The sequence below is a fragment of the Streptomyces flavusporus genome (assembly GCF_046267975.1).
Taxonomy (GTDB): domain Bacteria; phylum Actinomycetota; class Actinomycetes; order Streptomycetales; family Streptomycetaceae; genus Streptomyces; species Streptomyces flavusporus.
Genome location: NZ_CP176503.1, coordinates 3,171,344 through 3,189,028, shown reverse-complemented (window position 1 = coordinate 3,189,028; position 17,685 = coordinate 3,171,344). Strand labels below are relative to the sequence as shown.

The 17,685-nt window shown below is 69.8% G+C and carries 12 protein-coding genes; 4 read left to right on the top strand and 8 right to left on the bottom strand.

What is annotated here, in order from left to right:
• Window positions 1–4: 4 nt before the first annotated feature.
• The 4 genes from ACKTSN_RS14960 to ACKTSN_RS14945 form a co-directional block, all read right to left on the bottom strand.
• The gene (locus tag ACKTSN_RS14960) at window positions 5–919 is read right to left on the bottom strand and encodes a carbohydrate ABC transporter permease (protein WP_409469590.1); all 915 of its coding nucleotides are present in this window, start codon (window positions 917–919) and stop codon (window positions 5–7) included.
• Window positions 920–929: 10 nt separating this feature from the next.
• Entirely contained in the window at window positions 930–2,300 is a 1,371-nt protein-coding gene (locus tag ACKTSN_RS14955) for an extracellular solute-binding protein (RefSeq protein WP_409469589.1), read from the bottom strand.
• A gap of 126 nt (window positions 2,301–2,426) precedes the next feature.
• Entirely contained in the window at window positions 2,427–3,113 is a 687-nt protein-coding gene (locus ACKTSN_RS14950; RefSeq protein WP_409469588.1) for a response regulator, read from the bottom strand.
• Entirely contained in the window at window positions 3,110–4,741 is a 1,632-nt protein-coding gene (locus ACKTSN_RS14945; RefSeq protein WP_409469587.1) for an ATP-binding protein, read from the bottom strand. Before ACKTSN_RS14945 ends, ACKTSN_RS14950 begins: the two co-directional genes overlap by 4 nt.
• A gap of 179 nt (window positions 4,742–4,920) precedes the next feature.
• Here ACKTSN_RS14945 and ACKTSN_RS14940 point away from each other — a divergent pair, with 179 nt between their 5' ends.
• From ACKTSN_RS14940 to ACKTSN_RS14925, 4 genes are all read left to right on the top strand, one after another.
• On the top strand, window positions 4,921–6,315 hold the full coding sequence (locus ACKTSN_RS14940) for a cation:dicarboxylate symporter family transporter (RefSeq protein WP_409469586.1): 1,395 nt from the start codon (window positions 4,921–4,923) through the stop codon (window positions 6,313–6,315).
• 147 nt (window positions 6,316–6,462) lie between these two features.
• A complete protein-coding gene (locus tag ACKTSN_RS14935) occupies window positions 6,463–6,891 on the top strand; it encodes a MerR family transcriptional regulator (protein WP_409469585.1) in 429 nt (142 codons plus the stop codon).
• Window positions 6,888–7,220 (top strand): thioredoxin family protein, encoded by a 333-nt coding sequence (locus ACKTSN_RS14930; RefSeq protein ID WP_409469584.1) that lies wholly within the window; start codon window positions 6,888–6,890, stop codon window positions 7,218–7,220. Before ACKTSN_RS14935 ends, ACKTSN_RS14930 begins: the two co-directional genes overlap by 4 nt.
• 182 nt (window positions 7,221–7,402) lie before the next feature.
• Window positions 7,403–9,634: a HelD family protein gene (locus ACKTSN_RS14925; protein ID WP_409469583.1), complete on the top strand. Its 2,232-nt coding sequence runs from the start codon at window positions 7,403–7,405 to the stop codon at window positions 9,632–9,634.
• Window positions 9,635–9,637: 3 nt separating this feature from the next.
• Here ACKTSN_RS14925 and glgB read toward each other — a convergent pair whose 3' ends face one another.
• From glgB to ACKTSN_RS14905, 4 genes are all read right to left on the bottom strand, one after another.
• Window positions 9,638–12,172 (bottom strand): 1,4-alpha-glucan branching enzyme, encoded by a 2,535-nt coding sequence (gene glgB, locus ACKTSN_RS14920; RefSeq protein ID WP_409469582.1) that lies wholly within the window; start codon window positions 12,170–12,172, stop codon window positions 9,638–9,640.
• A gap of 28 nt (window positions 12,173–12,200) precedes the next feature.
• Window positions 12,201–13,613, bottom strand: coding sequence for a maltokinase N-terminal cap-like domain-containing protein (locus ACKTSN_RS14915; RefSeq protein WP_409469581.1), 1,413 nt, complete (start codon window positions 13,611–13,613; stop codon window positions 12,201–12,203).
• A gap of 84 nt (window positions 13,614–13,697) precedes the next feature.
• Complete coding sequence (gene treS / locus ACKTSN_RS14910; RefSeq protein WP_409469580.1) at window positions 13,698–15,398, bottom strand: maltose alpha-D-glucosyltransferase; 1,701 nt, start codon at window positions 15,396–15,398, stop codon at window positions 13,698–13,700.
• Window positions 15,395–17,533, bottom strand: coding sequence for an alpha-1,4-glucan--maltose-1-phosphate maltosyltransferase (locus ACKTSN_RS14905; protein WP_409469579.1), 2,139 nt, complete (start codon window positions 17,531–17,533; stop codon window positions 15,395–15,397). Before ACKTSN_RS14905 ends, treS begins: the two co-directional genes overlap by 4 nt.
• Window positions 17,534–17,685 lie beyond the last annotated feature (152 nt).

The window sequence follows — 17,685 nt, the reverse complement described above, 5'->3', positions numbered from 1 at the left end:
GACGTCAGACCTCCGTTCGCAGCAGCCGCAGATAGACCACCGAGAACAACGAGCCCACCACCAGGAGCAGCAGGGCGACCGCGGTGCCGTAGCCGATCATGCTCTTCTGGAAGGCCTCCTCGTACATGAAGAGGGGCAGCGTCTGGCTCTTTCCGCCCGGCCCGCCCCTCGTCATCACCCAGATCAGGCCGAAGACGGACAGGGTCTGGAGGGTGATGAGCATCAGGTTCGTGCCGATGGAGCGGCGGATCATCGGGAGGGTGATGTGCCACATACGGCGCCAGCCGCCCGCGCCGTCGACCTCCGCTGCCTCCGTGATCTCCTTGGGGATCTCGTTGAGCGCCGCCGAGTAGACCAGCATCGAGAACGCCGTGCCCCGCCAGACGTTCGCGAACGACACCGCCAGGATCGGGAGCGTGTACAGCCAGTTCTGCGAGGGGAGATGGAGCCAGTCGAGGATGGCGTTCAGGGTGCCCTCGCGGCGGAAGAAGGCGTAGAGGAGGAAGCCGGCGACGACCTCCGGGAGTACCCACGCCGTGATGACGATGCCGCCGACCAGCGTGCGTACGGGCTTTGAGGCGCGTTGCATCAGTGCGGCCAGGGCCAGACCCAGCGTGTTCTGGCCGATCAGCGCCGAGACGACCGTGAAGACGAGGGTCAGCCACACCGCGTTGAGGAACGCCTCGTCCCCGAACGCCGTACGGAAGTTCTCGAAGCCGATGAACGACTCCTCGGCCTGGCCGGTGAGCTGGAGGTCGGTGAAGGCGATATAGGCGCAGTACGCGATCGGGCCGGCCAGGAAGAGGAGCAGGAGGACTACGGCGAGGGGGCGGGGGCGGGAGCGGCGCGTGGGGTGTGGGGTGGTGGCCGGATCCGGCCTCTTTGCGAGGCCGGGGCCGGTGGCGTGAGCGGTTGTCATGAGCGGGGGCTCATTTCTCGATCACCTGGTTGTCCGTCGCCGACTTCAGCTCCTCGTCGTACGCCTTCGCCGCCTCCTCGACCGACACGTCGCCCGTCGTCACGCCCTCCATCGCCTCCTGGATCGCGGTGGAGACCTTCGGATACGCCGGGTAGGCGGGCCGGTAGTGGGTGGTGGCGACCAGATCGGTGAAGAACTTGATGCCGGGCTGCGCCTGTACGTATGCCGGGTCGGCCGCGACGTCCTTGCGGACCGCGATGCCCGAGTTGGCGATGTACCACTTCTGGGCGTTGGCCTTCGTCTGCATCGTCTCGATGAACTTGAACGCCAGGTCGGGGTTGGCCGCCTTGGCCGGGATAGCCCAGGTCCAGCCGCCGGACATGCTCACCTTGCCGGGGGCCTGACCGTTCTGGGTCGGCATATGGGCGAGGCCGAGTTTCTCCGACCACTCGGGCCATTCGTGGCCGCTGCCCTCCAGCCAGTCCTGCGGGAGCCAGGAGCCGTCGAGGTTGATGCCGAGCTTGCCCTGGGGGAGGAGTTCACCGCGCACACGGGTGCCGAAGTTCGGGTCGAGGGCGTCGGCGACGTCCGGGCCGAGCTTCTCCTTGTAGACCGTCTCGACGAACGCGAGGGCGTCCTTGAAGCCCTGGCTGCCGGCGATCCACTTCTTGGACTTCTCGTCGTAGAGCGGGTCTGTCGTCCCGTCGTTGGTGCCGTAGAGCAGCATCTGGAAGCCCTGCATGGTGGCGGCCTCGCCGGCGGGTTTGCCGGTGTAGACGTTGAGGGGTGTGACGCCGGGGACCTTCTGCTTGATCGTGCGGGCGGCTTCGAGAACGTCGTCCCAGTTCTCCGGCTGCCAGTCGGTGGGCAGGCCGGCCTTCTCGAAGATGCCCTTGTCGAACCAGAGGCCCCGGGTGTCGGTGCCGTCCGGGACGCCGTACGTCTTCCCGTCCTCGCCCTTGGCCGCGGCCTTCGCCGTGTCGATGAACTGGTTCCAGTCCTTCCACTTGGCGAGGTAGGGGTCGAGTGGCTTCAAGTAGCCGCTGGTGATGTCGGAGTTGATGAGGAAGGTGTCCTCGTAGACGAGGTCGGGGGCCGTCTTGGGGGAGCGGAGCATCTGCTGGACCTTGGTGTAGTACTCCGAGTCCGGGGCCTTGATCGGGACGAGCTCGACCTTCTTGCCGGGGTTCTCCTTCTCGAACTGTTTCTTGATGTCCGCGAGGAACGTGTCCATCACCTTGACGGAGTTGTCCGTGGACTGTTTGAAGGAGACCTTCACGGTGTCCGGGTTGCTGCCGGATCCGCTGCCGCAGGCGGTGAGGGAGGCGGCGGTGAGGGCGAGGGCGGTGGTGAGCAGGACGGCGGCGGGGCGCACGGGCATGACCTCCTACGGGCTCACTTCGTTGTGGCGCCGGGATGGCTGCCGGTGAACGTAAGAGGAGTGGTCCAGTCAGGTCAATGCGTCTGCGGCGGATTATGATCCGGCCGCCCCGCAACCCCCCGACGACTACTGGCCCTTGACCCACCGATACTGCAACTCCGGCCGCCCCACGGCCCCGTACTGAGGACTCCGCACGGCCCTGCCCGCATCCACCAGATGCTCCAGGTACCGCCGAGCCGTGATCCTCGAGATCCCCACCACTTCCGCGACCCCCGTCGCCGTGAGCCCGTCGGCGCAGTCCCGCAGGGCCACCGTCACCCGCTCCAGCGTCGGTGCGCTCAACCCCTTCGGCAGCGCCACCGGTGTCGGTGCCCGCAGGGTCGCGAGTGCGCGGTCGACCTCGTCCTGGCCGCTGGCCTCGCCCGCCGCACCCCGGAACTCCGCGTACCGCACCAGACGGTCCCGCAGCGTCGCGAAAGTGAACGGCTTGAGGACGTACTGGACGACCCCGAGCGACACTCCCTCCCGCACCACCGCCAGATCCCGCGCCGACGTCACCGCTATCACGTCCACGTGATAGCCCGCCGCCCGCAGCGAGCGAGCCAGTTGCAGTCCGTGCACGTCCGGCAGGTGCAGGTCGAGCAGCAGCAGGTCCACCGGCGTTCGCTCCAGCGCGCGCCGTGCCTGCGCTCCCGTTTGCGCCTTGCCGACCACGACGAAGCCCGGCACCCGGCCGACGTACATCACATGTGCGTCGGCGGCGACCGGATCGTCCTCCACGACCAGGACGCGGATCGGCTCCTGAAGTGTCATGGCCGGCCTCCCGACGCCGCCCCGCCCGCGGCGGACCGCTCCCGCAACGGCAACCGCACCTCGAACTCCGCCCCGCCCCCGTCGGCCTCCGCCACCGACAGCGCCCCGGCATGCCGGTGCACCGCCTGCCGTACCAGGGCCAGGCCCAGGCCGCGTCCGCCCGGACCGGCCGGCTTGGTGGAGAACCCGCGCTGGAACACCGCCTCCGCGTGCTCCGGGTCCACTCCCGCCCCGGTGTCCGACACCCGCAACACCAGCTCACCGCTCTCCGCGACCGCCGACACGGTCACCCGGGCCGGCACGCTGCCCTGGGCCGCGTCCACCGCGTTGTCGATCAGGTTGCCGAGGATCGTCACCAGGTCCCGGGCCGGCAGGCTCTCCGGCAGCAGCCCGTCGTCCAGCCGGCTGTCCTGAGTCACGACCAGCTCCACACCGCGCTCGTTGGCCTGCGCGGTCTTGCCGAGCAGCAGCGCCGCCAGGACCGGCTCGCCCACCGCCGCCACCACCTGATCCGTCAGCGCCTGCGCCAGTTCCAGCTCCGCGGTCGCGAAGTCGACCGCCTCCTGAGCCCGCCCCAGCTCGATCAGCGACACGACCGTGTGCAGCCGGTTCGCCGCCTCGTGCGCCTGGGAGCGCAGCGCCTGGGTGAAGCCCCGCTCCGAGTCCAGCTCGCCCATCAGCGACTGGAGCTCGGTCACGTCCCGCAACGTCACGACCGTCCCCCGCCGCTCCCCGCCCGACACCGGCGAGGTGTTCACCACCAGCACCCGGTCCGCCGTCAGATGCACCTCGTCCACCCGTGGCTCCGACGCCAGCAGCGCCCCGGTCAGCGGCGCCGGCAGTCCGATCTCGGCCACCGACCTGCCCACGACATCCTCGGTCACCCCGAGCAGCTCCCGCCCTCCGTCGTTGATCAGCGCGATCCGGTACTGCCCGTCGAGCATCAGCAGTCCTTCGCGTACGGCGTGCAGCGCGGCCTGATGGTAGTCGTGCATACGGCTGAGCTCGGCCGCGTTCATGCCGTGGGTGTGGCGGCGCAGCCGGGCGTTGATGACATACGTGCCGACCGCGCCGAGCGCGAGGGCGCCGCAGGCGACCCCGAGCAGGGCGGTCAGCTGGCCCTGGACGCGTTCGCTGATCGCCTCGACCCGGATGCCGGCGCTGACCAGGCCGACGACCTTCCCCCCGTCCTCGACCGGGGTGACCGCGCGGACCGACGGGCCGAGCGTGCCGGTGTAGGTCTCGGTGAACGACTCGCCCTTCAGCGCGGGCTCGATATGGCCCAGGAAGCGCTGGCCTATCTCGTTCTCGTTGGGGTGGGTCCAGCGGATGCCGCGGGGATTCATGATCGTGACGAAGTCGACCTCCGTGTCCCGCATGACGTGCAGTGCGTACGGCTGGAGGGCGGCCGTGGGATCGGAGGTGCGGATCGCCTCCCGGGTGGAGGGCGCGTCGGCGACCGCCCGCGCCACGGCCATGGCCTGGCGGCCCGCGGCCCCCTCGGCCTGGTTGCGGTCGCTGACGTACGTGAAGAGCGCGTATCCGGCAACGAGCACCGCGATGAGCACGGCCTGCATGGCGAACAGCTGACCGGCCAGGCTGCGAGGTCGAGGTGTACGGATGCGCATGTCGTCAGTGTGCCCCCCAGGTTAAGTACGAACTAAATGAACGGAAGGGTGACCGCCCTCACAGGGCGGGAGATAGTCACCGCATCGCGGGAGTGCGTCTCCCGGACTTTCCAGCTCCAGATCCCCCGGACGTGAGCCGCACGCCGGTGATGCCGATGACGTCGTCAAGGAGGGCAGTCGTGACCGGTACAGCCGATACGGCACCTGCCAAGCCCGCCAAGCGGGACCGCACCCACTATCTCTACATCGCGGTGATCATCGCGGTCGCGCTCGGCATCGTCGTAGGCCTGGCCGCGCCCGACTTCGCCGTCGGCCTGAAGCCGATAGGCACCGGCTTTGTGAACCTGATCAAGATGATGATCTCGCCGATCATCTTCTGCACGATCGTGCTCGGGATCGGTTCGGTGCGGAAGGCCGCCAAGGTCGGCGCGGTGGGTGGCATCGCCCTGATCTACTTCACGGTGATGTCGCTGGTGGCCCTCACCATCGGCCTGGTCGTCGGCAACATCGTGGAGCCCGGCACGGGCCTCGCGGTGACCGACGCGATCAGGGAGACCGGTCACGCGCAGGTCGACGCCGAGGCCAAGGACACCACCGAGTTCCTGCTCGGCATCATCCCGACCACGATCGTCTCCGCCTTCACCGGCGGTGAGGTCCTCCAGACCCTGCTGATCGCCCTGCTCGCCGGGTTCGCCCTGCAGGCCATGGGCCCGGCGGGACAGCCGATCCTGCGCGGAGTGGAGCACATCCAGCGCCTTGTCTTCCGCATCCTCGCCATGATCATGTGGGCCGCGCCGATCGGTGCCTTCGGTGCCATCGCCGCCGTCACCGGGTCCGCCGGTCTGGACGCGCTCAAGAGCCTCGCCGTCCTGATGCTGGGCTTCTACGTCACCTGTTTCCTCTTCGTCTTCATCGTGCTCGCCGCGCTGCTGCGGATCGTCTCCGGCCTGAACATCCTCACGCTGTTCAAGTACCTGGGCCGCGAGTTCCTGCTGATCCTGTCCACCTCCTCCTCCGAGTCCGCGCTGCCGCGGCTGATCGCGAAGATGGAGCACGTCGGCGTCAGCAAGCCGGTGGTCGGCATCACCGTCCCGACCGGCTACTCCTTCAACCTCGACGGCACGATGATCTACATGACCATGGCGTCCCTGTTCATCGCCGACGCCATGGGCACGCCGATGTCCCTCGGTGAGCAGATCCCGCTGCTGCTCTTCCTGCTGGTCGCGTCCAAGGGCGCGGCGGGTGTCACCGGCGCAGGTCTGGCGACGCTGGCCGGCGGTCTGCAGTCGCACAAGCCCGCCCTGGTGGACGGCATCGGCCTCATCGTCGGCATCGACCGCTTCATGAGCGAGGCCCGCGCCCTGACCAACTTCGCGGGCAACGCCGTCGCCACGGTCCTGATCGGCACCTGGACCAAGGAGATCGACAAGGAGCGCATGAACGAGGTGCTCTCCGGCCGGCTGCCGTTCGACGAGACGACGCTGCTGGACGACGGTCACGGCGCGGCACCGGACGACACCACCGCGGTGCCCGAGTCGCGCGCGGGCGAGGAGAAGGAACTCGCGAAGGCGTAGCCGCTGCGCCGGGCGGGCCGTGATGGTCCCGCCCCCCTCGACCGCCGGGCGGTCAGGCCCTCCCCCCGTAGGCCTGGCCGCCCGGCCTTTTTTCGATCCTCTGGCGGCCTTGCCCTGACGTCGGCGTCAAGGCTTACGTTCGGAGGCATGCGAATCGGCGAGCTGGCCGAACGGGCCGGGACCACCACGCGGACGCTCAGGTACTACGAGTCGCGGGGGCTGCTGCCCGCGCGGCGCGACACCAACGGACACCGGACGTACGACGAGCAGGACCTCAAGCTGCTGCGGCAGATCAGGACCCTGCAGGACTTCGGTTTCGGCCTGGAGGAGACCCGGCCCTTCGTGGAGTGTCTGCGGGCCGGGCACCCGGAGGGCGACTCGTGCCCGGCGTCTCTCGCGGTGTACCGGCGCAAGGTGGACGAGCTCGACGCGCTGATCGCGGAGCTGGGCGCGGTACGGGAGACGGTGGCCCGGCAGCTCGCGCACGCCGAGCGAGCGCGAGCGAAGCTGGCCGACGAGGCGGTGGTTCCGGGCGGTCCGGAACCGGTGTGCGAGCTGGGAGGGCGGACGCGGTGATCAGGGCAGCGGGTGTGGCCGAGGTGACGGACGCGGATTTCGACGACGAGGTGCTCGGGGCGGAGCTGCCGGTGCTGGTGGAGTTCACCGCGGACTGGTGTCCGCCGTGCCGGCAGATGAGCCCGGTGGTGAGCGCGCTCGCCGCGCAGGAGAGCGACCGGCTGAAGGTGGTCCAGCTGGACGTGGACACCAATCCGGAGACGACGAACGCGTACAAGGTGCTGTCCATGCCGACGTTCATGGTGTTCCGCGGCGGTGAGCCCGTGAAGTCGATGGTGGGCGCGCGGCCGAAGCGCCGACTGCTGGAGGAGCTGTCCGACGTGCTGTGACCTCGGCGGACGTAAAGAAATCCCCCGGGCAATTGCGCCCGGGGGATTTCTCTGCGTATATTCAATGGTTCGCGACTTCACGGAAATGCGGTCGCGAGGAAGCGTAATGAGGCAAGTATATCCGGGCGGGAGCGGAATTGTCAAACATGGATTCGTCAAACGTCGACTTTCCAGACGATGAAATGCGCCGCGAGCAGGAATTCATCGACGACCTGTACGCGCGCGTGGACGCGCTGCGCGGCGACGCCGAGCACTCCGTCACGGACGCGCTCGCCCAGGGCGACAAGCCGATGCAGGCCCGCCTGGAGCGGGACATCCTCGTCGCCGAGCGGTCCGGGCTGCTCGCCGCGCTGAACGCCGTGGACGGCTCGCTCTGCTTCGGCCGGATCGACCTGACCTCCGGCGTCCGCCACCACATCGGCCGTATCGGCCTGCGCGCCGCCGACGCCGACCGCACGCCGATCCTGATCGACTGGCGTGCCGCCGTCGCCCGCCCCTTCTACCTGGCGACCGGCCACACCCCGATGGGCCTGCGCCGCCGCCGGCACATCACCACCGACGGCCGCCGCGTCACCGCCCTGCACGACGAGTTCCTCGACGTCGGTGACGCCACCAGGACCGGCTACGAGGACCCCAGCGGGGACGACGTACTGCTGGCCGCGCTGAACTCCGCGCGCACCGGCCGGATGACGGACATCGTGCAGACCATCCAGGCCGAACAGGACGAGATCATCCGCGCCCCGTATCGCGGAGTACTGGTCGTCGAGGGCGGCCCCGGCACCGGCAAGACGGCGGTGGCCCTGCACCGGGCCGCGTATCTCCTCTACGAGTACCGGGAGCTGCTCGCCAAACGGGCCGTCCTGATCGTCGGCCCCAACCCGGCGTTCCTCGGCTACATCGGCGAGGTGCTGCCCTCCCTCGGCGAGACCGGCGTACTGCTGGCGACGGTCGGTGAGCTGTTCCCCGGCGTGAAGGCGACGGCGACCGACACCCCCGAGGCGGCCGCCGTGAAGGGCCGCGCCGAGATGGCCGACGTGCTCGCCGCCGTCGTACGGGACCGGGAGGCGCTGCCCGACCCGGTGATCGCGATCGAGCACGACCGCGAGATCCTGATGCTCGACGACGGCCTGGTGAGCGTCGCCCGTGAGCGCACCCGCGCCGCCAAGCTGCCGCACAACGCCGCCCGCGAGCACTTCGAGGGCCACATCCTCAACACGCTCACCGACATGGTCGCCGAACGCATCGGCACCGACCCCTACGACGGCTCGAACCTCCTCGACGCCAGTGACATCACCCAGATCCGCGACGAACTCGCCGACAACCCCGAGGTCTGGTCCGCCATCGACCAGCTGTGGCCGGTCCTCACCCCGCAGCGGCTCGTCGCGGACTTCCTCTCCGCGCCGGAGGGCTACGTCAGTGACGCGGACGCCGCCGCCATCCGCCGACCGGTCACCCGGGCGTGGACGGTGGCGGACGTACCGCTGCTCGACGAGGCGGCCGAACTCCTCGGCGAGGACGACCGGGCGGCCCGGGCGCGCGCGGAACGCGAACGGGAGGCCCAGGTGGCGTACGCGCAGGGCGTCCTCGAGGTGTCGTACGCCTCCCGCACCTATGAGTTCGAGGACAAGGAGGAGGACGATCCCGAGGCCTCCGAGGTCCTGTCCGCGCACGACATCATCGACGCCGAACGGTTCGCCGAACGGCACGAGGAGGACGACCACCGCAGCGCCGCCGAGCGCGCGGCGGCCGACCGCACCTGGGCGTTCGGGCACATCATCGTCGACGAGGCGCAGGAGCTGTCCCCGATGGCGTGGCGGCTGCTCATGCGGCGCAGCCCGACCCGCTCGATGACCCTGGTCGGCGACCCGGTCCAGACCGCGGAGGCGGCGGGCGTGGGCTCCTGGTCGAAGATCCTCCAGCCGTATGTCGAGGACCGCTGGGACCACACCCGCCTCGGCGTCAACTACCGCACCCCCGCCGAGATCATGGACCTCGCGGCGGCCGTCGTACGCGCGGAGCACCCGGACTTCGAGCCGCCCCGTTCCGTACGGTCGACAGGGGTACGCCCCTGGGTCCGGGCCACCGACGACCTGCCCGGCGCGGTCGCCAAGGCGGTCGGGGAGCTGACCCCGGCCGAGGGCCGCCTCGCGGTCATCGCGCCACGCGACCTGCACCGGCGGCTGGCCGCTCGGCTGGACGGTGTGACGGCGGGTGCCGAGCCCGACCTGACGCAGACGGTCGTCCTGCTGGACCCGCGGCAGGCCAAGGGCCTGGAGTTCGACTCCGTCCTGGTCGTCGAGCCGGGGCGGTACGGGACCAGCGACCTGTATGTGGCCCTGACGCGGGCCACACAGCGGCTGGGCGTGCTGCACACGGGGGCGCTGCCGCGGGGCTTGGCCGACTCGGTCGGCTGAGACCTAGGCCGGTCTCAGCCACACCGTCGCCAGAGGCGGCAGCGTCAGCCGGATGCTCGCGGGGCGGCCGTGCCATCCCGTGGGCTCCGGTTTGACCGGGTGGGGGTGGGTGACGTCGCTGCCGCCGTACTTCTGCGCGTCGGTGTTGAGGGTTTCGTGCCAGGCGGGGATGTCGTCGGGGACGCCGAGGCGGTAGTCGTGGCGGACGACCGGCGAGAAGTTGGAGACGGACAGGAGCGGTGTGCCGTCGGCGGCGTGGCGGAGGAAGGCGAAGACGTTGTCGTCGGCCGCGTCCCCGACGATCCACTGGAAGCCCTCGGGGTGGGTGTCGCGCTCCCAGAGGGCCGGCGTGTGGCGGTAGACGGTGTTGAGGTCGCGGACCAGGTCGCGTACGCCGCGGTGGTCGGCCTCGGCTCCGTACGCGGGGTCGAGGAGCCACCAGTCGGGGCCGTGGGCCTCGGACCACTCCGCTCCCTGGGCGAACTCCTGGCCCATGAAGAGGAGCTGCTTGCCCGGGTGGGCCCACATGAAGCCGAGGTACGCCCGGTGATCGGCCCGCTGCTGCCACCAGTCGCCCGGCATTTTCGACACCAGTGACCGTTTGCCGTGCACCACCTCGTCGTGGGAGATGGGCAGGACGTAGTTCTCGCTGTACGCGTACACCATCGAGAACGTCATCTCGTGGTGGTGGTACTTGCGGTGGACCGGCTCGTGGCTCATGTACTGCAGCGAGTCGTGCATCCAGCCCATGTTCCACTTCAGCCCGAAACCGAGGCCGCCGAAGCCGCTCGGGCCCTGGTGATGGGTGGCCCGCGTGACGCCGTCCCAGGCGGTGGACTCCTCGGCGATCGTCACCACGCCCGGCGCCCGCCGGTACACCGTCGCGTTCATCTCCTGGAGGAACGCCACCGCGTCCAGGTTCTCCCGCCCACCGTGCTCGTTCGGCGTCCACTGGCCGGGCTCGCGCGAGTAGTCGAGGTACAGCATCGAGGCCACGGCGTCCACCCGCAGGCCGTCGATATGGAACTCCTCGCACCAGTACACGGCGTTGGCGACCAGGAAGTTGCGCACCTCGCGCCGGCCGAAGTCGAACTCCAGGGTCCCCCAGTCGGGGTGAGCCGCGCGCAGCGGATCCTCGTGCTCGTACAGCGGACGCCCGTCGAACTCGGCCAGCGCCCAGTCGTCGCGCGGGAAGTGCGCGGGCACCCAGTCCATGAGCACGCCGATGCCCGCCCGGTGCAGGGCGTCGACGAAGTACTTGAAGTCGTCCGGTGTGCCGAGGCGGGCCGTCGGGGCGTAGAAGCCGGTGACCTGGTAGCCCCAGGAGCCGCCGAAGGGATGCTCGGCGACCGGCATCAGCTCGACGTGCGTGAAGCCGAGGTCCTTGACGTAGGCGGGCAGCTGCTCAGCCAGCTGACGGTACGTAAGGCCCGGTCGCCAGGACGGGAGGTGGACCTCGTAGACGGAGAACGGCGCCTCGTGCGCGGGCAGCTCCGCCCGGCGGGCCAGCCACTCCGCGTCGCCCCACTCGTAGTGCGAGGCGTGCACGATGGACGAGGTGTTCGGCGGGGCCTCGGTGCGGCGGGCCAGCGGGTCCGCGCGCAGCGTCTTCGAACCGTCGGGACGGGTGATCTCGAACTTGTACAGCTCGCCCTCGCCGATCCCGGGTACGAAGAGTTCCCATACGCCGGTGCCGCCGAGCGAACGCATCGGGAAGCCGGTGCCGTCCCAGAAGTTGAAACCGCCGGCCAGGCTCACGCCCCGGGCGTTCGGCGCCCACACCGTGAACCGGGTGCCGGTGACGCCCTGATGGGTCATCGGCTCCGCGCCCAGCGCCCGCCACAGCTCCTCGTGTCGGCCCTCGCCGATCAGATGCAGGTCGAGCTCACCGAGCGCGGGCAGGAAGCGGTACGGGTCCTCCGTGTCCAGGACGGTCCCCTCGTACGCGATGCTGAGCCGGTACCCGGGGACGTCCTGCAGGGGCACCAGCCCGGAGAAGAACCCGTCGCCGTCGTCGTGCAGCTCGGCCCGCAGATTGCCGGCGACCACGGTGACGGACAGGGCGTACGGCCGGAACGCCCGGAACACGACTCCGCCCGGGACCGGGTGGGCGCCGAGCACCGAGTGCGGGTCGTGATGCGTACCGCTGAGCAGACGCTCGCGGTCTCCGGCATCGAGGGCGGGGGAGACGGCGGCCACGACGGGGACCTTCGACGCGGTCGTCTTCCTGGCGGTCGCTTTCTTTGCGGTTGTCTTCTTTGCTGCGGTTTTCTTGGCGGTCGTCTTCTTGGCCGTGGCCTTTGTCGCTGCCGCCTTCTTGGCCGTGGCCTTCTTCGCCGCGACCTTCTTGGCAACAGCCTTCTCAGCAACCGCCTTGCCGGCCGTCGTCTCCTTGGCCACGACCTTCTTCGCCGTAGCCTTCTTGGCAGTAGCCTTCTTCGCGGTCGCTTTCTTGGCCGTCGTCCTCTCGGCCGCAGCCGCCTTCTCCTCGGCCGTCTTCTTCGGATCCGAACCGCTGGCGGGGATACGGGGGGTCACGGGCGGGGCCTCCTAGGAGAAGGTGCGATCAGGTCAGGTGGGAGGAAGCGAGGCGCCGCACCGCCGACAGCGGCACCGGGAGCCAGTCCGGGCGGTGCCGGGCCTCGTAGACGACCTCGTAGACCGCCTTGTCGGTCTCGTAGGCCCGCAGGAGCACCGGGTCGTTGCGTGGATCGCGGCCGTCTATCTCCGCGTACCCGGAGCAGTACGCGGCCCGGCAGGACTCCGCCCAGCCGGGCACGGACGGCCGGACCGAGTGCGCCGCGTAGTCGAAGGAGCGCAGCATCCCCGCGACGTCCCGCACGGTCGGCTGCGGCATCCGCCGTTCGGCCAGCGGCCGGGCCGGCTCGCCCTCGAAGTCGATCAGCGACCACTCTCCCCCACTGCCGAAAGCGTGGGAGGGGCCCCCAGCCGGGGAGCGCAGGCACTGCCCGAGGTGCAGATCGCCGTGGACGCGCTGGGCGGTCCAGGTGTGGCCCTCGGCCGCCAGATCGGCCAGCGCCTGGAACGCGGAGCGCAGGCCGGGCGCGTAGGTCCGCAGTGCCGGTACCGCCTGTGCGGCGGCGTCGAGGCGCTCGAGCATGCCGTCGACCATCGAGCGCAGTTGGATGTGGCCCAGCGTCACGGTCGGCAGCGCGCGGGCCAGCGCGGTGTGCACCTCGGCGGTGGCGCGCCCGAGCGCCCGCGCCTCGGCGGCGAAGTCCTGGCCCTTGGCCAGTTCGCGCAATGCCAGCTCCCAGCCGTCCGCCGCGCCCTGGATGTAGGGCTGGAGGACGCCGAGGACGTACGACTGACCGGACAACTCGGCCAGCAGCCACGCCGTCGGCGCCGGCACCCGCGGGCAGCCCTCGCGGGCCAGCGCGAGCGGCAGCTCGAGGTCGGGATTGACGCCGGGCACGATCCGGCGAAGCAGCTTCAGGATGAACGTATCTCCGTAGACGACCGACGAGTTGGACTGCTCGGCGGTCACTGCGCGGGGCACCAGGCCGGACCGTACCTCCTGCCGAGGGTCCCGTTCGAAGCGGAGGCCGCCGATCCGGGCCCGGGTGCGCAGCGCCTCCAGGAGCAGTCCGGCGGGCCGGGGGTCGTACAGGGCCTCGTACACCGTGCGTCCGGTGAGCGGTCCCTCGGTCACATGGCCGATCAGCGCGGGCGCCAGCCGGGGCGGCAGTGCCTCGCGCTCACCTATCAGGAGCTGGTAGCAGTCACCGGGGCCGGTGCCGTGGGTGAGCGGCTGATGGACCTGGACGAGCAGGTGGTACAGGCCCAGCTTCCCCCCGGCCGGCAACAGCTCGGTGGCCGCCACCAGCGAGAACCCGGTGACCGGACGCCCCTTGCCCGCGAACCAGCGCTGCCGTGGCAGCCATTCCCGCAGCAGGGGGTCCAGTGACGCGAGGAGACCGGGGCCGGCCGTGGCGGGGCGGGTGACGGCTTCCGACATGGCGTGCGTCCTTTCCCCGGGTGGGCGGGGTGTTACTGATGCGTGCCCCGGGCGGAGCGGGAGAAACCGCCCCGCCCCGGAGTCCTACGCGGCGTCCTTGCGGAGCCGGAACCAGTAGAAGCCGTGCCCCGCCAGGGTCAGCAGGTACGGCAGTTCGCCGATGGCGGGGAAACGGACCCCGCCGATGAGCTCGACCGGATGGCGGCCGTTGAAGGAGCGCAGGTCGAGTTCGGTCGGCTGCGGGAAGCGGGAGAAGTTGTGCACGCACAGCACGAGGTCGTCGCCGTGCTCCCGCAGGAACGCCAGTACGGCCGGGTTGGAGGACTGGAGTTCGGTGTACGAGCCGAGGCCGAAGGCGTGGTTCTGTTTGCGGATCTCGATCATCCGGCGGGTCCAGTGCAGCAGCGACGACGGCGACGACATGGACGCCTCGACGTTGGTGACCTGGTAGCCGTAGACCGGATCCATGATCGTCGGGAGGTAGAGCCGGCCGGGGTCGCAGGACGAGAAACCGGCGTTGCGGTCCGGGGTCCACTGCATCGGGGTGCGTACCGCGTCGCGGTCGCCGAGCCAGATGTTGTCGCCCATGCCGATCTCGTCGCCGTAGTACAGGATCGGGCTGCCCGGCAGGGACAGCAGCAGTGCCGTGAACAGCTCGATCTGGTTGCGGTCGTTGTCCAGCAGGGGGGCGAGTCGGCGGCGGATGCCGATGTTGGCGCGCATACGCGGGTCCTTGGCGTACTCCGCGTACATGTAGTCGCGCTCTTCGTCGGTGACCATCTCGAGCGTGAGCTCGTCGTGGTTGCGCAGGAAGATGCCCCACTGACAGCCGGACGGGATGGCCGGGGTCTTGGCCAGGATTTCCGAGACCGGATAGCGGGACTCCCGGCGGACGGCCATGAAGATCCGCGGCATGACCGGGAAGTGGAACGCCATATGGCATTCGTCGCCGCCGGCGCGGAAGTCGCCGAAGTAGTCGACCACGTCCTCGGGCCACTGGTTGGCCTCGGCGAGCAGCACTGTGTCCGGATAGTGGGCGTCGATCTCCTTCCGGACCCGTTTGAGGAACTCGTGGGTCGCGGGAAGGTTCTCGCAGTTGGTGCCCTCCTCGGCGTACAGGTAGGGCACCGCGTCCAGGCGGAAACCGTCGATGCCCAGGTCGAGCCAGAACCTCAGCGCGGAGATCATCTCCTCCTGTACGGCCGGGTTCTCGTAGTTGAGGTCCGGCTGGTGGGAGAAGAACCGGTGGAAGAAGTACTGCTTGCGGACCGGGTCGAAGGTCCAGTTGGACACTTCCGTGTCGACGAAGATGATGCGGGCGTCCTGGTACTGCTTGTCGTCGTCGGCCCACATGTAGTAGTCCCCGTAGGGGCCGTCGGGGTCCTTGCGGGACTCCTGGAACCACGGGTGCTGGTCGCTGGTGTGGTTCATGACGAAGTCGATGATGACGCGCATACCGCGCTGGTGGGCGGCGTCGACGAACTCCACGAAGTCGGCCAGGTCACCGAAGTCCGGCAGCACGGCGGTGTAGTCGGAGACGTCGTAACCGCCGTCGCGTAGCGGCGACTTGAAGAACGGCGGGAGCCACAGGCAGTCCACGCCGAGCCACTGCAGATAGTCGAGCTTGGCGGTCAGGCCCTTGAGGTCGCCGATGCCGTCGCCGTTGCTGTCCTGGAAGGAGCGGACCAGGACCTCGTAGAAGACGGCGCGCTTGAACCACTCCGGGTCACGGTCCTTGGCGGGCGTGTCCTCGAAGGTGTCCGGGACGGGCTCGTTGACAGTCATGTTGTGGGTGACCCTCCGGTCTGCGGGGTGGACGGTCGCAGGACGGTCAGGATGTGCGCGGGCCTGATGCCCGGCTCGAGACGCACATAGTTGGCCCTGCCCCAGTGATAGGTCTCGCCGGTGAGCTCGTCGCGCACCGGCACCGACTCGTGCCAGTCCAGGCCGAGTTGCGGCATGTCCAACGAGACCGTGGCCTCCTGGGTGTGGTGGGGGTCGAGGTTCGCGACCACCAGAACCGTGTTCGATCCCGTCCGCTTGGAGTACGCGATCACCGCTTCCTGGTCCGCATGGTGGAAGTGGAGGTCCCGCAACTGGCGTAGGGCGGGGCTCTGCCGCCGGATGGTGTTGAGCTTGGTGATGAGGGGGGTGATGGTGCGTCCCTCGCGTTCGGCGGCGTCCCAGTCGCGGGGCTTGAGCTGGTACTTCTCCGAGTCCAGGTACTCCTCGCTGCCCTCGCGCAGCGGCGTGTTCTCGCACAGCTCGTAGCCCGAGTACACCCCCCACGTGGGCGACAGGGTCGCGGCGAGGACCGCGCGGACCTCGAACGCCGGGCGGCCGCCGTGCTGCAGGTAGGCGTGCAGGATGTCGGGCGTGTTGACGAAGAAGTTCGGCCGCATGTAGGCCGCCGCCTCACCCGACAGCTCCGTCAGATACTCCGTCAGCTCCTGCTTGGTGGTGCGCCAGGTGAAGTACGTGTACGACTGCTGGAACCCGATCTGCGCCAGGGTGTGCATCATCGCCGGCCGGGTGAACGCCTCCGCCAGGAAGACCACATCCGGGTCCGTGCGGTTGACGTCCGCGATCACCCGCTCCCAGAACACCACCGGCTTGGTGTGCGGATTGTCCACCCGGAAGATCCGCACCCCGTGCGCCATCCAGTGCCGCAGCACCCGCACCGTCTCCGCGACCAGGCCGTCCATGTCCCGGTCGAACGCGATCGGATAGATGTCCTGGTACTTCTTCGGCGGGTTCTCCGCATACGCGATCGACCCGTCGGGGCGGTGACGGAACCACTCCGGGTGCTTGTCCACCCACGGATGATCCGGCGAACACTGCAACGCGAAGTCCAGCGCCACCTCCAGACCGTGCGCCCGCGCCTGGGCCACGAACCAGTCGAAGTCCTCGATCGTGCCCAGCTGCGGGTGCACGGCGTCGTGCCCGCCCTCCGGCGAGCCGATCGCCCACGGCACCCCCACGTCCTCGGGGGCGGGGGACAGGGTGTTGTTGCGGCCCTTGCGGAAGGTGCTGCCGATCGGGTGGATCGGCGGCAGGTACACCACGTCGAAACCCATCCCGGCGATCACCGGCAGCCGGCGCGCGGCCGTGCGGAACGTGCCGTGCGCCCGCTCCGCCGTGCCCTCGGAGCGCGGGAAGAACTCGTACCACGACCCGAACAGCGCCCGCTCCCGCTCCACCAGCAGCGGCAGCGGCTCGCAGGCTGTCACCAACTCCCGCAGCGGATACCGCGCCAGCACACCGTCCACCTCCGGCGTCAACGCGGCGGCCAGCCGGGAGGCGGCGGGCCGGCTCTCGTCCCGCAGCGCGGCGACGGCGGCGAGGAGCACGCGCCGTACGCTGCTCGGCGCCTGGACGGCGGCTTGCGTGTACAGCCGCGCGCCCTCCTCCAGGACCAGGTCGGTGTCGATGCCGGCCGGGATCTTGATCCGGGCGTGGTGCCGCCAGGTGGTGACCGGGTCGCCCCACGCCTCCACGGTGTAGGTCCACAGGCCGGGATCACCGGCGGTGACGGTGGCCCCCCAGCGGTCGGTGCCGGGGGCGAGTTCACGCATCGGCGTCCACGGGCCGGGGCGGCCGTCCGGGTCCTTCAGTACGAGATTGGCCGATACGGCGTCATGGCCCTCCCGGAAGACGGTCGCCGAGACCTCGAACGTCTCTCCGGTCACCGCCTTCGCGGGCCGGCGGCCGTGCTGGACGATGGGGCGGACGTCGAGGACGGGTATGCGCCCGACGGTGGTCGCCTCGCCCGCGGAGGCCGGCTCCGGGACCGGCCGGCCGGCGGCGACGGGGCGCACGGGCTGTGCCTCGGCGCCTTCGGTGCTGCTTTCGGGGCTGCTTTCGGGGCTGCTTTCGGGGCTTGATGTCAGGGGTGCTGACGAGTGGTGCGTGGCGGGCATCACCGCTCCTGTCCGCGTCAACGTGGGTGGGCGGATGGCTGTGGGGAGGTGGGTCGTGCGGGATGTGCCGGTGGGGGCGTACCGCAGGAGCCTTCCCACCCTGTTCGGGTGGGCAATCCGGCACTTTGTTAACTACTCACGCGTATGTCTAC

Coding starts and splice junctions, on each gene's coding strand:
- ACKTSN_RS14960 (WP_409469590.1), bottom strand. CDS start 919: ATGACAACCGCTCACGCCACCGGCCCCGGCCTCGCAAAGAGGCCGGAT.
- ACKTSN_RS14955 (WP_409469589.1), bottom strand. CDS start 2,300: ATGCCCGTGCGCCCCGCCGCCGTCCTGCTCACCACCGCCCTCGCCCTC.
- ACKTSN_RS14950 (WP_409469588.1), bottom strand. CDS start 3,113: ATGACACTTCAGGAGCCGATCCGCGTCCTGGTCGTGGAGGACGATCCG.
- ACKTSN_RS14945 (WP_409469587.1), bottom strand. CDS start 4,741: ATGCGCATCCGTACACCTCGACCTCGCAGCCTGGCCGGTCAGCTGTTC.
- ACKTSN_RS14935 (WP_409469585.1), top strand. CDS start 6,463: ATGCGAATCGGCGAGCTGGCCGAACGGGCCGGGACCACCACGCGGACG.
- ACKTSN_RS14925 (WP_409469583.1), top strand. CDS start 7,403: ATGCGCCGCGAGCAGGAATTCATCGACGACCTGTACGCGCGCGTGGAC.
- ACKTSN_RS14915 (WP_409469581.1), bottom strand. CDS start 13,613: ATGTCGGAAGCCGTCACCCGCCCCGCCACGGCCGGCCCCGGTCTCCTC.
- treS (WP_409469580.1), bottom strand. CDS start 15,398: ATGACTGTCAACGAGCCCGTCCCGGACACCTTCGAGGACACGCCCGCC.
- ACKTSN_RS14905 (WP_409469579.1), bottom strand. CDS start 17,533: ATGCCCGCCACGCACCACTCGTCAGCACCCCTGACATCAAGCCCCGAA.